Raw genomic sequence first — 14,093 nt, 5'->3', positions numbered from 1 at the left:
GCGAACGCGACAAGCTGTTCCACTCGGCGGGTGGGCCACTGTGAACCGGTCAGGGTAGTTCGCCTCCTGACTCCAGCGTCGGTGGGTCGCTTGGGTTCGCCTCGACGAGGGCAGCAAGGCGAGAGAGGAAACCGAGTAGCCCTTTTTCAGGATCATCGTCGTCGCCCGTGACCACTGTGATGCCCCAACGCGCCAGCACCGCCTCCTCGACCGGATCACGGTGCGCCATGAAAATGAAGGAGGGAGGCCGATCCGCCTCGTAGCCCGATCGGCTCCAAGTTTGCCAGAGCCGGTGCAGGAGCAACCGGATGTTCAGGTCGGAAAGGCTGTAGCCAATGAACAAGACCGTGCTGCCCAAGGCGTCCGAACGGAACCTCACGTCGAGCGGCGAGTCGAATGACAGCCGGTCGAGGTAGTCAGTCTCTGTGAGAACCAGGGAGGAATCGTCATCGAAGTCGCCGTGGAATTTCACAATGTAGGGGACATCCCTGCGCGCCTTCGACACGTCCCGCGCATTGGCCACTTTGACGTATTCGACGCCATGTATCTCAAAGGCAACTTCGAGGTTCCGATCGTAGTTCGTGGTATAGATCACCGGGAAGTTCAGCGCGACGATGAGACGGTGCAATTCGGATGTTTCGATCTTGTCGCGGCTAACGGTCCAGTGCCGGTCCATCCAACTGCGAAGCGGTCCGATGCTGCCATGCTTGATGCGGTAATACTCGGCAAGGGTCTGAAAGCGATCACGCTGCCTGCCAAGGTCCACCTCAAGGCCAAGCTCATCCGCCATTCGCTGGATCAGTTCCTCCCAGGAAGGCAGTCCGACACTCATGGAGACGCCCGCCCCGACGAACAGGACGGCGTCCCGTTCTCGAACGGATTTTGCGAGCGGCACAAGAGGATCGCTGGTCATTGCAGACCGAGGAGAGACGAGCGCTGCCCATCACCGAATCGGTGGCCGCCGCAGCAGCGGCGTCGACACCCTGCGCATGCTCCGCAATCATGTCCTGCCATCATCCCTCTTCTCGTTCGATACAAGTTTATCTGCCAAGCGGCCACGCGAGAGCTTCCCCCGACGCCGCTCATCGCTTGTTCCGGTGCTGTAATTGGCGATCGGCGGTAATGCGCTTTATCATCCTAGCTCTCGGAGCTTCCGAGCTTCCTTGACGAGCACGGCAAGGTTGTCCCCATGCCTTTGAATCAGGTCCCGCGCCTGTTGCTCTGTGATGCCGTTCACTGCGGCGAAATAGGCGAGTTGGTCTACATCGCTTGTCGAAATGCGATTTGCATGTCGGACATCGTTGTCAGCGCTGTCACTTCCGCAATTAAATATATTCATACGGGGGCGCATGACGTCCTCGCATAGGCTTGGCGTCCGGGGCTGCTAGAGAATCGGGCTGCACACACAACAAACATGATCCCGGTTCGCCATCTGGGCTTGGGCCGCGAAATTCTGTTTGTCTGCCGCAAGCTCATAGCTGGCAGCTCTCCACTGCAACGCGACCGAACAACGGCCGAGAGACATTGTTCCAGTCGACGATCTTGTTTGATTGCCCGGCCTTGCCGAAACAGGCCCGCGAGCTTGTTAAGAGCCGGTCAGTCCACTTCGGAAGCACGCATACGCCGAAACTTGCCAAGCCATGGCGCCAACTGGCATCGCCTGGCTTACCTAATGAAGCCCAGAACACTCGTGAGCGCTTCACTCAATTGAGATGTCGCAACATGGATCCTGTGCAGCCATCTAACGCTAATTCTGGCGGGGCGGGTTGCTTTCTCCGCAATCGCAGCCTGGAGTGTTAGGACAACTAGATCGTCGACGGCCGCTTCCGAACCCCCTCGGTATAGAGCAGCCTGTTTGGGCAAGGAGCCAAGCAAACGAACAACGTTCAAGCGGGAAATTTCACAGGGTGCCATGCTGGTGATCTTACCAGCTCAGGGAGAGGCCGCGATTGGCCTCGCCCTGTCGGACTGGAGACTATCTATCGACATCTCCCAGCACGATATCGATAGATCCCAGGACAGCCGTAACGTCGGCAAGCAAGTGACCGCGGCACAGCAGATCCATCGCCTGCAGGTGCGCGAAGCTCGGCGCTCGCAGCTTGCAGCGGTAAGGCTTGTTGGTGCCGTCCGCCACCAGATAGACCCCGAACTCGCCTTTGGGTCCTTCGACCGCTGCATAGACCTCCCCCGCGGGCACGCGAAAACCTTCCGTGAAGAGTTTGCAATGATGGATCAGCGCTTCCATCGAACGCTTCATCGCAGCACGCTTGGGCGGCACGATCTTTCGGTCCGGATTGGAGATGGGGCCAGGCCCCTCCTTCACCAGCAGTTCGATACACTGGCGCATTATTTCGCCGACTGGCGCATCTCTTCCATGCGCACGAGATACCGGTCGTAGCAGTCGCCGTTCTTGCCCACCGGAATGTCGAAGTTCATTTCGGAGTAGCATTCATAGGGTTGTGCTTTGCGCAAATCCCACGCTGCGCCCGAGCCGCGCACCATCACGCCTGAGAAGCCCCATCCCAGGCATCCTTTCAGAGAAATACGGGATTGCCAACGTCGAGGAGCAGCATCGTCAGCGTTGCGCAGTCACGTTTCGGCCCAGACCACCGTCTGCGATCATTCTGACGCATGGCCATTTCGATCATGTCGGCACCGTGCTGGAATTGGCCAAGATGTGGGACGTGCCGGTCTATGCCCACCCGGATGAGCATCCATACCTGGACGGGACCGCATCCTATCCTCCACCCGATCCTTGGGTTGGTGGCGGCCTGATGGCGTTGCTTTCGCCACTTTTCCCGTGTGGCCCGATCGATCTCGATACCCGGCTTAGACCCTTGCCTAAGGGTGCGTCGGTGCCAGGCATGCCGGGTTGGCAGTGGCTGCACACGCCCGGGCACGCCCCAGGTCACATCTCACTGTGGCGCGAAGCCGACCGTGCACTGATTGCCGGCGACGCCTTCATAACAACAGGCCAGGAATCGGCCTACGAAGTCGCCGTGCAGCAGCTCGAAATGCACGGCCCGCCACGCTATTTCACGCCCGACTGGGAAGCCGCCGAGGGCTCGGTCCGCGAACTGGCCGCTTTGAAACCGGAACTGGTGATCAGTGGCCATGGAGGCGCGGCGGCTGGCGCGGGAATGCGCCAGGGTCTCGATCGGCTCGCGAAGCGGTTCGACCAATTCGCGGTGCCCGCAGGTTCGAAATATGTCCGCAAGCCAGCGACGGTTAGAAACGGCCGCGCCTACCAGATGCCGCACAGGACTGGCTGACGAAACCAGCATTGATACTCAGGGTTGCCCTCCAAAAGCCCGAACACAGCCGAGGAACCTTTCAGAGACCGCCGGGTTCTGCGCATCTCAGGGATCAGGTTTTGCCGGAATACCATGCAGCGAAGCAAGCGCTCGGAACAGGTTGCAAGCGTTGTGAGACAGCAATTCACAAACGATGGCGGCGCCACTTGCGCGCGCTCCCGGTTTTTCGCTCGGAGGGATGGCTACCCGACCACTTGCGTACAGTCATGGATCGGCTCAAGGCAAGCGAGATGAAGAACCCTAGACGCTGATCATTCGCTTTCCTTGCGAATTGAAGTAGCGGACCTTGGCCCTCCACCCCGTTCAGACCTTGAAACTTGACCAGGCCAAGCAGCCGCCGACCAACGGCGATGTGCTGACGACAAGGGCCCCGTTGGCATGCAGACTGAAGAGTCCTCCCCATGAGACCGGCCCAACGACCCATATAGATCCGTCAGAGCTGTTCCATCTTGTGCTCGTACCCGCTCTGAGAATCGCCTGCATCATGGAAGCCGGGTTCATCCCGTTCTGGAATACTACTATCACTTCGGAGTTCCGAGTGAAGCTTGGTCCCACCGCTGCCGCCAGCCCTGACAGTAAGACAATGCTCATCAAGGCGGCGCCCATGCCTCCACTGGCTGCTCCGCTCCGGCTCGGGAATGCCCAGGCGAGCAGCAAAGGCAAGAGGCCAAAGATAACGAGCCACCCGATGTCCCAGGCAAGCGGAGCATCACTATTCATCTTAATCCGATGCAGCCCGAGCAGCCAGTGGAATACAACCGCGTCGGCAACGTGCCACATGCCAAACCCGACCAGCGAAAGCCGCAGAATCTCACTCGTCGTGACGACGCGTGAATTCGTTGCTCGAGCCGCCACCAGCAAGATGGTGGCCAATACAAGCAACAGGTACATCACCAGATGAAAAAGGCCGTCGCTCATTACCTGGAACCGCAGGTCGGATCCGGGGGAGAAGGCTGAAAGCAAGTGATGCCACTGCAAGATCTGGTGCAGCACAATGCCATCGAAAAAACCCGCCAGCGCGAAGCCGACCAGCAGCCAACCGCAAAGCGCTTGGCGATTCACATCATGACGCGAGCGATTAACGGCATCATGGACTGACATCAGGTCCTCGCACGTCCGTGCCGCGGATCGGCACATATGGTCCCTTCTCAGCAGGGCCATGAAGGCCATGACGGGCCTCCAGCCAGAACACGAAAATCAATCCCCCGGCGATGGCCAAAAGCACCAGTAGGGCTGCAAACATCTCCAACATAGGCGTCGCTCCAGTCGGAACCGAACAGACCGTTCGTTCGGTTGTTCCAGCGGCCGAAAAATTTACCTTCCGTCAGCCGGGAACAATGCTCCGATTGCCCGGTTCGGTGCGCCTGGCGCGTGCACAACTCGCTGCCAGTCATCCGGCTGAAGATCGAGAGTTGCCATGTCCCCCACCGAGACAAGTGCAGAACTTCATTCTGGAGTCCGCCATCCCACCGGAGCCGCGCGCTGGCTGTTCTCGACCAATCACAAAGACATCGGAACGATGTATCTTGTCTTTGCGATCATCGCGGGCATCGTTGGAATGCTCCTATCGGTGGCGATGCGAATGGAGCTACAGGAGCCCGGAATTCAGATTTTCCCAGGCTTGGCTTCATTCATCTACGGTTATCAGGGCGATTCGGCGATCGACGGCGCCAAGCAACTCTACAACGTGTTCACCACTGCCCATGCGCTGATCATGATCTTTTTCGCCGTCATGCCAGGGCTGATCGGGGGCTTCGGAAACTGGATGATCCCGTTGATGATCGGCGCGCCCGATATGGCGTTCCCGCGGATGAACAACGTTTCGTTCTGGCTTCTTCCACCGGCCTTCCTCCTGCTCCTGTTCTCCATTTTCATGCCCAGTGTGCCTGGCGGCTTCGGCGCTGGAACCGGCTGGTTTCTCTACCCGACCCTGTCAACGTCGGGGCACCCGGGGCCTGCCGTCGACCTTGTTATATTGGCCCTGCACATCGCTGGCGCGTCCTCGATTCTAGGCGCCATCAACTTCATCACCACGATTTTCAATATGCGCGCTCCTGGCATGACGCTGCACAAGATGCCCCTGTTTGCCTGGTCGGTTTTGATTACCGGCTTCCTGCTGCTACTCGCTCTACCAGTGTTGGCCGGCGCGCTGACGATGCTGCTGACCGATCGCAATTTCGGCACCGCCTTCTTCGTGCCGGACCAAGGCGGGGACCTAATCCTCTACCAACATCTCTTCTGGTTCTTCGGCCACCCGGAAGTCTACATCATGATCCTTCCGGCCTTTGGCATCGTCAGCCAGGTCATCTCTACTTTTTCCCGCAAGCCGATCTTCGGGTATTTGGGGATGGTTTATGCAATCGTCGCCATAGGTGCGATCGGCTTTGTCGTGTGGGCGCACCATATGTACACGAGCGGGATCGGCCTCGATACCCAGCGCTACTTCACCTTTGCCACGATGGTAATCGCCGTTCCGACGGGCATCAAGGTCTTCTCCTGGATCGCCACCATGTGGGGCGGATCAATACGCTTACAGACGCCGATGCTCTGGGCTCTCGGCTTCATCTTCCTTTTCACGATTGGTGGCGTAACCGGCGTCCAGCTGGCCAATGCGGGGCTCGATCGCGAGCTGCACGACACCTACTTCGTTGTCGCCCATTTCCATTACATCCTATCGCTCGGCGCGCTCTTCGGTATCTTCGCAGGATGGTACTACTGGTTCCCCAAGATGACCGGATATATGTATAACTCCGTTCTTGCCGGGGTACATTTTTGGACAACGTTCGTTGGCGTCAATCTGGTGTTCTTCCCGCATCACTTCCTCGGCCTAGCAGGGATGCCACGGCGCTACATCGACTACCCTGACGCATTTGCCGGCTGGAACATGGTGTCCTCTTACGGCTCGTACATCTCTGGCGCGAGCGTGCTCTTCTTCCTGGCCTGTGTGATAGAAGCTTTCTCCAGGAGACGCCAAGTTGGCAGCAATCCTTGGGGTCCAGGAGCCACAACGTTGGAATGGATGCTGCCCTCACCCCCTCCGTTCCATCAGTGGGATAGCCTGCCGGTGATCAAATAACCGGCGCCTTTTTCGAAGCCTGAGGACGCCACGGCACTCGCTGCAGAAGATGATCTTGAGCAAATCCCACTGAAGGCAGGGCTGGTTTAGCCCGCACCGCCTGGCCAATGCGGCGACGTCGAGTACCGCCCTGCGCTTGCATTTGAGGCAGTGGACGCATAGGCCTGTGCCGCCGCAACTTGCCGCCGAGCGTGGCTTCTGTGAATGGATATTCTTTGCCCATGGCGATCTCCACAAAGGTCGCACCCACCCACCTTCTGATAAGGATCAGTCGCCAAGAAGGAAACCGGATCGATTGACCGTCTTCGACCGCTTCTCTTGCTATTTGTGCCCGCGCTTCTTTGCGTCCGTTTTGGTCCGGTTTTGAGTCTCCCGGGCTAAACGCGCTTCCCTCAATCGCGCTGTTTTCTCCGCGCGTTCCTGCCGCTCAACCCGCATGATTTCGTCAGCCGCCCGCCTTGCGCGTTCATCCCGGTCATTATCAACCTGACGGATCATCTCACTCTTCCGGCTCTAAAGATCTGAGGAACAACGCTCCGCGAAGCGGGACGTTCCTGTCTTGGGATGATCAACTTGGATCTCCTCGAACGCTCGCTGGAATACGATAGCTAACTCTAGATCTTATTGTTCGAGGTGTTCGCTTTGAGGAATGCAACGAAGAACTCACTCTCCTCACACGAGCAAGAGTCTCTCAACGTTGACCGGAGGCAACAAAGTGAACTCCCCCAAACGCGCCGTGTGTACCGACCCCATCATAGTCTAAGCTGCTATCCAACAACCGGCTCTAAACGGCCTCGCGACACTGAAAGTGTCCGGCCGGACACCTGCCTCAACCTGCTTCCACGTCACGGGATGCGCGATCGGGTAGCCGAGGCGGGCTCGCGGAGAAAATGCGCCTACGGCAGTGTTGCCTCGGCCGTTGCGGAGGTAATCAAGGAAGATGCGTCCTGCGCGTGCTGATGGATCAGCTGATAGAAGGTACCGCTCGGGGTCGGCGTCCACAAGGCACTGAGCCAGCGATCTGGCTAGTTTCCGCGCGCAATCGTGAGTCATGTTTGGCGGCAGCGGGGCCGTAAGATGGACGCCTTTGCCGCCGGTCACCTTCGGCCAGCTCTCCAAGCCAGCGGCTTCAAAAATCATACGGAGCGACAGCGCGGCCTCCATGACCACATCCCACGGCACGCCTTCGCCGGGATCAAGGTCCAATACGAGCTGGTCAGCGTGTTCGATGTCGTCGATGGTCGCGTTCCATGGATGAAGCTCGACGGCGTCCATTTCGACCAAGCCAAGCAAACCATCGAGGTCATCTACCCAGACCCGGACACCTTCGCCGCCTTCGCGCTTTTTGACTTTTAGCTGGTGCACCGACCGTGGAATCGGGGGCAACGGCCCTTTATGGTAGAACGTGGCACCGTAGGCGTGGCGGACGAGCTTCAGTGGTCGTCGGCCTAGATGAATCAGCGCCCGGTCGGCTACTCGCCGCCAGTATCCCGTCAGCTCGTCCTTGGATGGCGCGACCGCGTCCGGTAGCAACTGAAGAATGTTCTTTCGCGGGACGCCGTGCTTGCTTTCCACCCGGCGCTTGGAAGGAGCCGGAGGCTTGGCCGTAATTGGCTGAAGGTCCTCGCGCAATCCCTTGAACACCGCCTCGCGCAAGATGCCGCGGTCCGTCACACCGCTGAATTGCACCTCTGCCAGCACCTCTGGTCTGACCCACGTTGCCTTGGGTTTCTTGATGGGTGCCGACAACGGCGACTTCTCGATGATCAGCGGGTCCAGCCGCTCCCGAACCCGTTGGGCTGCTTGCAAGGTATAGCCGCTTTGCGCCTTCCCGGCATATAGCAGGCGGTCGCCGTCTCGCCTGCCTATGTAAAGCGAGGCGATGCGGCGCGGCTGAGCCCCGAGCTTCTCAACGAAGGCGACAATCGAGAACGTGTCGCTCTTGATGCACTTCACCTTGAGCCAGCTTGTTTGAACGCCGGAACGGTAGGGAGAGTCGGCTCGCTTCGATACAATGCCCTCCAAGCCCATCCGGCAGGCATGGTCGAACACGTCGCTACCGCCCGCCTCCAAATGCTCGGCATAGGTCAGCGTCGGAGCCGTTTCTTTCAGCCAGCCATGCAGAGCAGCCTTGCGCTCTATGAGAGGCATCTGTCGCAGATCTCGACCGTTGAGGTGCAAAAGGTCGAATGCAAAGAACATGAGCTTTAGCGAGTTCGGGTTTCCCAGCTCCCGTTCGAGGGCTTGAAAGTCCGGCAGCCCGGTGGTGCCGAGGACCACCACCTCGCCATCTAGGATTGCCGACTTGACCGGCAGGTTGGCAGCCGTCTGAATTATGCGCTTGTAGCGGTGAGACCAGTCGTAGCCCCGTCGGGTGAATGCTCGTGCCTCACCGCGCTCGATGACGATCTCTGTTCGATAACCGTCATACTTGATCTCGTGCAGCCAGTCGGAATCGGCGGGAGCTCTCTCGACCAGCGTCGGCGATTGGAACTCGATGAAGGTGAGTTGGCCTTTCCGCTTACTCATGCACTCGGAACTCCCTGAGCTGAGGAAATGGCCGGGAGCTGGTTGCGTTCCTTAGCAGTCGCTGAAGCATCGAGGTGGAACATTTTGCCTATGTCCGCTTTCTCTTTTCGCGAGCGGAGGACAGACACATGGCAGACGACAAAAGCAAAACGGATTTCCGTGACCGGGACCGTGTCTCGGGTGATGAAGAATACGAAGTTGGCTATTTCGCCAGCAAGTTTGGGCTTTCGATCCCTCAAGTGCGCGAGTTGATCGCCAAGCATGGCAACGACCGCGAGACCCTTGAGGCAGAGGCGAAGCGCCTTGGGGTACGATGATGGCTCGCTACCGCGTAGACGAACTCTTCGGCGAAGATGTCGTCTCTACAAATGAGGCTGATGCTGACAACGCACTACAGGCAGTGGAAGATGTAACCGGCAAAGTCATCTCGCCGCGCGCGCTGCAGGAGCACTGGTTCCGCGTAACAGACGAGAGCGGCACAATCCATGAGTTCAGTGTCGATGCCGATCCAGCCAAGGTGTTCAGCAAGTAACCCGCCGCCGCCGGACCTAAACACCGGCCGACCTAACGAGTCATGGTGCATTGCGGCTCCTCGCAAATCGACCGCGCCGGTCGACGTTCTGAAAGGAGAAGCAACCTTCGACGTCTCCGGTCGTGTGACCACGGGATCGGGGCCGCGGCAGGCTTCCAAGCGCAATCAACGGTCTTGGCATTGCTATGATCACCTCTAACTGGTCCGGCTCTGGCGGGGCTATTCGCTGGATCCGGTAGGAGCGCTCGCGGTGCTCCCGGCTGGACCTCGCCCCGCAGAAGGTGCGTTCCTCGAGTTTCGTGAGAATGAACTCAGGGGACCTCGTGGTACTCACGTGTAACGAATTAGCTCAAAACGGAGTTCATCCCGGCATGAATAAACCGTCTGCTTTCGGGAAACGACCAGGAAGGCCTAAACGTCTGAAATCGGGGCGCAAAGCTGCCATTCGCTCAATGTCATCAGACTGAATGTCTGAAACGCGCCCCATGTGGGACGTTGAAGTCACGCTTGCCACCGCCTTATAGCGGACACTGCCGGCGACCACCCTGGAGGTCGCGGTCGCGCCACTTCCCGACTTTTCGCTGGCCCCAGTGATGGTCGCAAGCCGCCTTAGCCGCTCTCGAGAAAAGGCGAGAACACATCTCGGTGGCGTGGTGCCACCCTGCGCCGCTCGCTGGACTATACCGGCATCGGCCGCGATTGTTCCGTGGCTGCCGGTAGTGGGTCAAGGCGCGGGACCAGATCCTCTATTGTATCGTCCAGTAGCGGCGGTTCTTCTTCGGCTTCCTGCTTCGGCTCCACCATGATCAGTCCGACAATGATCAGCGCCAAGGACGCCCAGGTCAGTATTGGTATTGCTTCACCGAGCAACAGCATGCTCCAGCCGATGCCCGCCGCTGTTACGGCATAAGCGCTCTGGCTGGCGAAAACTGCACCTGTTGTCGAGATAAGGACCATAAAGAGCAGCATTGCCAGATTGGCAGCCACGGCCATCAGAACCACGATGACGCCGAGGCGTCCCGTTAACAGATCAAGCGGGATGAAATCATCGTAATAGGCCGCAATCGGGATGAGCAGCGCCACGGAAACGACAAGGGTGATCCCGAACAAAGCGACGCTGTCGATCGCAGCAGGCCTCCGCTCAGCCAAAAATATATCTTCGGTCGCGTAGGTGACGGGGATGACCATCGCAATCGCAATCCAGAGCCAGCTGGCGGTCATGTCCGCCGGCTGACCATAAATCAGAATGATGACGATACCGGCGAGGCCAAGGCCCAATCCGAGGAAACGCTTAACATTTGGCGCCTCGGTCCGCATAACCGCCGCGAACAGAAAAACGACGAAACCCTCAAGGACAATGACGATAGAGACAATGAAGGCGGGAAGCCTGCTGGCCATCCAGTAAACCAGCACCTGATTTATCACGGAGCTGATAAGCGAGAGGAGCAGGATGAAGATCCAGTCAGTGCGTGTGAGGCCCTTCAAATTCGGCATGGTCTTGCGGTTCACGCTGATGCCGATGCAGACGGCAGCGCCGATAGTATCGATGAGCAAGGCCAATCCCACTGGATGCGCCTCAATGATCGAGGCCATCTTCGAGAGCGGCACGACTAGGCCCCACAGGCCGCCGCACGCCAACAGCAGCAGGCCCCCACGGAAGGTGCGGATGTTCTGTCGCAACTTGCGTTCGCGCTCGTAAACCTTCTGGGCCATCGTCGAAAACACAGTGGCGAGCTTGCCCAGACCATCCGTCCGGCTTGCCACGTCCTGGATGCCCAGCTTTGAGGGGTTGAACCGCCCTGACTCCAGGGTCGCAGCTGCCCTTGTCAACTTGGTGACTTGGCGCAGATACTCCTTCTCGATGTCGCGAAGCCTCTTCTTTTCGATGCAGGTAGCAACCCGCGCCTTGAGAAGGGCGAGTTCGAAGTCCTTGGGCAAGAAGTCCTCGGCGCCGAGCTCGATGGCATGGACGACGCTGTTCATCTCCTCGTCGAGCGCGGAAATGACGATGACCGGCAGGTCCCGTGTCTTAGCTGACGACTTCAGCCTTTTGAGCACCTCGAAGCCGTCCATTTCCGGCATCATGATATCAAGCAGTACGAGGTCGAACGGAGCGCCAGCGGTCTGATCGAGAGCGGCCGCACCGCTCTCCACTGCCACCGCTTCGTGACCGAGGGTCTCGACCGCTTTCTTCAGCTTGATCCTCACCATCGCGGAGTCGTCGACAACGAGAATCCTACCGAAGCTGCTCATAACTATCCCCAAGGTGAAAAATGTCTTGAAGCTCCGCCACCGCCGAGTTGAAAGCGCGTCTCGCGTTCTCGATATCTACCACGTCGGGCGGCTCACCCTTCGCGCATCGGGCTTCGATACCGGCGCAGACTTCGGCTAGCTCGGTTGCTCCCATGTCTCTTGCATTGGATTTCATGGAGTGCGCGGCCCGGCGCGTCGCGGGCAAATCGGAGGTCGACCCGGATTTTGCCAGGGTCTCCATGATCGACGGTCCCTCGTCGAGGAACGAGCTGACGAGTTCGACCACGTCGGATTCTTCGCCACCGACGAGTTCCCGCAGCTTGTCCAGTGCTCGCCTGTCGATTGCCAAAACATCCCCGAAGCGCAGCGCCACTTGTAAAGTTGATGCGGGCGCTTGCGGGGTGAGTCTGGTATGACCCTCGCCCGATTGTCAACGGGCCCGTACTGCCTCGCAATCACCCCAACTCCACTATTCGTGGGAAGTGAGATCGAAATCGTACCACTTCATGGAGATTGTTTTCAGGGTTCCATCGGCATGCATTTCGTCAACGGTCTTCTTGATGAGTGCCGCGAACTCATTGTCGCCCGGCAAGATCGCCACGCCATGGGGCACGCGATAGAGCGGCTGGCCGACTATCTTGAACGGCTTGCCCTCCTTGATAAGCGCCATGACTGCCGGGAGGAGATTAACCAACCCGTCGATCTCGGCTCCGTCGCCCTTCTCCAAGGCGGCGTACACGTCCTCTTCATGTTCATATGAAACGATCACCGGATCGTCGATTTTGTAGATGAAATCAGGGACTCCAACGATCCCAGGCGGCACCTTCTTCAGGTAGTTCTCGTATTGCGAACCGGCCAGCGCCCCTATCCGCTTGCGGCTTGCATCGGCCGGCGTACGGATCGTCGTATTATCCCGATGAACGGCCAGCACGCCGATGCCATAATGATATGTTGCCGGGAAAGCGATGTGCTCGGCGCGTTTCTTGGTCGGTGTCATCCCGCCAACGACAATGTCGTATTTCCCCTGCCAATTCCCCGAGACCTGTTCATCCCACGTTATGATGGAACCATCCGGGTTGGTCACGTATTCGACCTTGACTCCCATCCGCCGTGCGACCTCACGCAATACCTCGACGTCGAACCCGTCATATTCGCCCTTCTCGTTCTTGATGACCTGTGGCGGCCAGATGTCCGGGGCTGGAGAACGCAGGATTCCGGTCGACCGGATGTGGTCGAGCACCTCACCTGCCAGGCTGTGGTCCGCAAGTGGAACCGATAAGGCCGCCCAGGCAATTGCGATGGCAATAAGAAGGCGCTTCACAGGATGCATTCTCACCTCCATCGTAGAAGTATTCGGCAAACCCTAGCCGTTCAGGGAGTTATCATATCGTATTGATACCACTTCAGTGAAAGTTCCATCAGAGTACCGTCGGAGCGCATTTCATCGATAGTCTTCTTCACCAGCGTGCCAAATTCCTCGTCGCCCGGCACAATGGCGATACATGAGGGTGCTCTATACAACGGTTGGCCGACAATTTTTATGGGCCTTCCCTGCTTGATTAACTCAAGAATGACTGGAAGGGTGTTTATCGTACCATCTATCTTCCCGTCCGAGACAGCGTCATACGCGCCTTCCTCGTGATCAAACTCGACGATTACAGGATCGCCTATTGGGTACGTGATCGGCGGCATTCCAAGAATACCGAAGTCTTCTCTCTCCAAGTACTTTTCGTGAACCGAAGCCTTCAGCACGCCAATCCGCTTTCCACTGGCATCGGCCGGGGTCTTGATTTGGCTGTTGCTCTGATTGACAGCAAGGACACCCATTCCATACCGGTAAATGGCAGGAAACGAGAGATGTTCGGCTCGCTCTGCAGTAGGCGACATGCCACCTACGACTATGTCGTACTTGCCCTGCCACTGGCCGGAGGTTTGCTCCTTCCACGTGATGACGGAGCCGTCTGAGTTTTTGACGTATTCGACTTTGGCACCTATGCGGCGGCCGATCTCTCGCAATACCTCCACATCATACCCGTCGATTTCACCATTTGGCTGCTGGATGACGGCCGGAGGCCAGATGTCTGGAAACGGAGCGCGGAGAATCCCCGTTGCTCGGATGCGGTCAAGTGCCTCACCCGCCACGCTGAACCCTGCGAGTGGAACCGACAAAACCGCCCAAGCAATGGCGACTGCAACGAGAAACCGTGTCACTGGGTTCACCCCCCCCCTGGAGTATTTATGCACCGGGTCTGCGAGGTAGGTCGGCCTCGGCTACCGCCCCGGTCAAGGCAATCACCTTTTGGAATCCTCTAGCAATCGTATCGCATCGGCCGTAATTTAGCGATAGCGCATATTCGCTCGGCACGCATGTCGAGCATCCACGGGGCAG

11 protein-coding genes and 1 pseudogene are annotated in these 14,093 nt (G+C 58.4%); 4 read left to right on the top strand and 8 right to left on the bottom strand.

What is annotated here, in order from left to right:
• Positions 1 to 49: 49 nt before the first annotated feature.
• Together EOA28_RS01575 and EOA28_RS01565 are read right to left on the bottom strand one after the other, a co-directional pair.
• Positions 50 to 913 carry an SIR2 family protein gene (locus EOA28_RS01575; protein ID WP_127249892.1) on the bottom strand — a complete coding sequence of 288 codons (864 nt, stop codon included), beginning with the start codon at positions 911 to 913 and terminating at the stop codon, positions 50 to 52.
• 1,062 nt (positions 914 to 1,975) lie between these two features.
• Positions 1,976 to 2,520: pseudogene (locus EOA28_RS01565) on the bottom strand (NADH-quinone oxidoreductase subunit D); the annotation flags it as partial.
• Here EOA28_RS01565 and EOA28_RS01560 point away from each other — a divergent pair.
• The gene (locus EOA28_RS01560) at positions 2,460 to 3,272 is read left to right on the top strand and encodes an MBL fold metallo-hydrolase (RefSeq protein WP_245463171.1); all 813 of its coding nucleotides are present in this window, start codon (positions 2,460 to 2,462) and stop codon (positions 3,270 to 3,272) included. The pseudogene EOA28_RS01565 and the gene EOA28_RS01560 overlap by 61 nt on opposite strands.
• A gap of 345 nt (positions 3,273 to 3,617) precedes the next feature.
• Here the strand turns inward: EOA28_RS01560 and EOA28_RS01555 are convergent, their stop codons facing one another.
• Positions 3,618 to 4,484, bottom strand: a complete 867-nt coding sequence (locus tag EOA28_RS01555; protein ID WP_245463170.1) for a DUF2243 domain-containing protein — start codon at positions 4,482 to 4,484, stop codon at positions 3,618 to 3,620.
• Positions 4,485 to 4,731: 247 nt separating this feature from the next.
• Between EOA28_RS01555 and ctaD the strand changes: the two genes are divergently transcribed.
• On the top strand, positions 4,732 to 6,390 hold the full coding sequence (gene ctaD, locus EOA28_RS01550; protein WP_127249894.1) for a cytochrome c oxidase subunit I: 1,659 nt from the start codon (positions 4,732 to 4,734) through the stop codon (positions 6,388 to 6,390).
• Between the two features lie 759 nt (positions 6,391 to 7,149).
• Here the strand turns inward: ctaD and ligD are convergent.
• Positions 7,150 to 8,919 carry a DNA ligase D gene (ligD, locus tag EOA28_RS01545; RefSeq protein ID WP_127249895.1) on the bottom strand — a complete coding sequence of 590 codons (1,770 nt, stop codon included), beginning with the start codon at positions 8,917 to 8,919 and terminating at the stop codon, positions 7,150 to 7,152.
• A 128-nt stretch (positions 8,920 to 9,047) separates the two neighbouring features.
• On the opposite strand from ligD, the gene EOA28_RS01540 reads away from it, so the two are divergent.
• Positions 9,048 to 9,236, top strand: a complete 189-nt coding sequence (locus EOA28_RS01540) for a DUF3606 domain-containing protein (protein WP_126079520.1) — start codon at positions 9,048 to 9,050, stop codon at positions 9,234 to 9,236.
• On the top strand, positions 9,236 to 9,451 hold the full coding sequence (locus EOA28_RS01535; RefSeq protein ID WP_127249896.1) for a hypothetical protein: 216 nt from the start codon (positions 9,236 to 9,238) through the stop codon (positions 9,449 to 9,451). Before EOA28_RS01540 ends, EOA28_RS01535 begins: the two co-directional genes overlap by 1 nt.
• Before the next feature lie 678 nt (positions 9,452 to 10,129).
• Here the strand turns inward: EOA28_RS01535 and EOA28_RS01530 are convergent.
• From EOA28_RS01530 to EOA28_RS01515, 4 genes are all read right to left on the bottom strand, one after another.
• Complete coding sequence (locus EOA28_RS01530) at positions 10,130 to 11,704, bottom strand: response regulator (protein ID WP_127249897.1); 1,575 nt, start codon at positions 11,702 to 11,704, stop codon at positions 10,130 to 10,132.
• Entirely contained in the window at positions 11,688 to 12,077 is a 390-nt protein-coding gene (locus EOA28_RS01525; RefSeq protein ID WP_126079523.1) for an Hpt domain-containing protein, read from the bottom strand. Before EOA28_RS01525 ends, EOA28_RS01530 begins: the two co-directional genes overlap by 17 nt.
• 96 nt (positions 12,078 to 12,173) lie before the next feature.
• A complete protein-coding gene (locus tag EOA28_RS01520) occupies positions 12,174 to 13,034 on the bottom strand; it encodes a transporter substrate-binding domain-containing protein (RefSeq protein WP_189341884.1) in 861 nt (286 codons plus the stop codon).
• A gap of 41 nt (positions 13,035 to 13,075) precedes the next feature.
• Positions 13,076 to 13,915, bottom strand: coding sequence for a transporter substrate-binding domain-containing protein (locus EOA28_RS01515; RefSeq protein WP_189341883.1), 840 nt, complete (start codon positions 13,913 to 13,915; stop codon positions 13,076 to 13,078).
• Between the last annotated feature and the right edge of the window lie 178 nt (positions 13,916 to 14,093).

The sequence above is a fragment of the Mesorhizobium sp. M2A.F.Ca.ET.067.02.1.1 genome (assembly GCF_004023285.1).
Lineage (GTDB): Bacteria > Pseudomonadota > Alphaproteobacteria > Rhizobiales > Rhizobiaceae > Mesorhizobium.
The sequence above is the reverse complement of the archived record's forward strand: the minus strand, read 5'-3'. Positions and strand labels throughout refer to the sequence as shown.

What these genes read in the sequence shown, in the direction of transcription:
- EOA28_RS01530 (WP_127249897.1), bottom strand. Translation starts at nt 11,704, where the DNA reads ATGAGCAGCTTCGGTAGGATTCTCGTTGTCGACGACTCCGCGATGGTG.
- EOA28_RS01535 (WP_127249896.1), top strand. Translation starts at nt 9,236, where the DNA reads ATGGCTCGCTACCGCGTAGACGAACTCTTCGGCGAAGATGTCGTCTCT.
- ligD (WP_127249895.1), bottom strand. Translation starts at nt 8,919, where the DNA reads ATGAGTAAGCGGAAAGGCCAACTCACCTTCATCGAGTTCCAATCGCCG.
- EOA28_RS01520 (WP_189341884.1), bottom strand. Translation starts at nt 13,034, where the DNA reads ATGCATCCTGTGAAGCGCCTTCTTATTGCCATCGCAATTGCCTGGGCG.
- EOA28_RS01540 (WP_126079520.1), top strand. Translation starts at nt 9,048, where the DNA reads ATGGCAGACGACAAAAGCAAAACGGATTTCCGTGACCGGGACCGTGTC.
- EOA28_RS01575 (WP_127249892.1), bottom strand. Translation starts at nt 913, where the DNA reads ATGACCAGCGATCCTCTTGTGCCGCTCGCAAAATCCGTTCGAGAACGG.
- EOA28_RS01555 (WP_245463170.1), bottom strand. Translation starts at nt 4,484, where the DNA reads ATGGCCTTCATGGCCCTGCTGAGAAGGGACCATATGTGCCGATCCGCG.
- ctaD (WP_127249894.1), top strand. Translation starts at nt 4,732, where the DNA reads ATGTCCCCCACCGAGACAAGTGCAGAACTTCATTCTGGAGTCCGCCAT.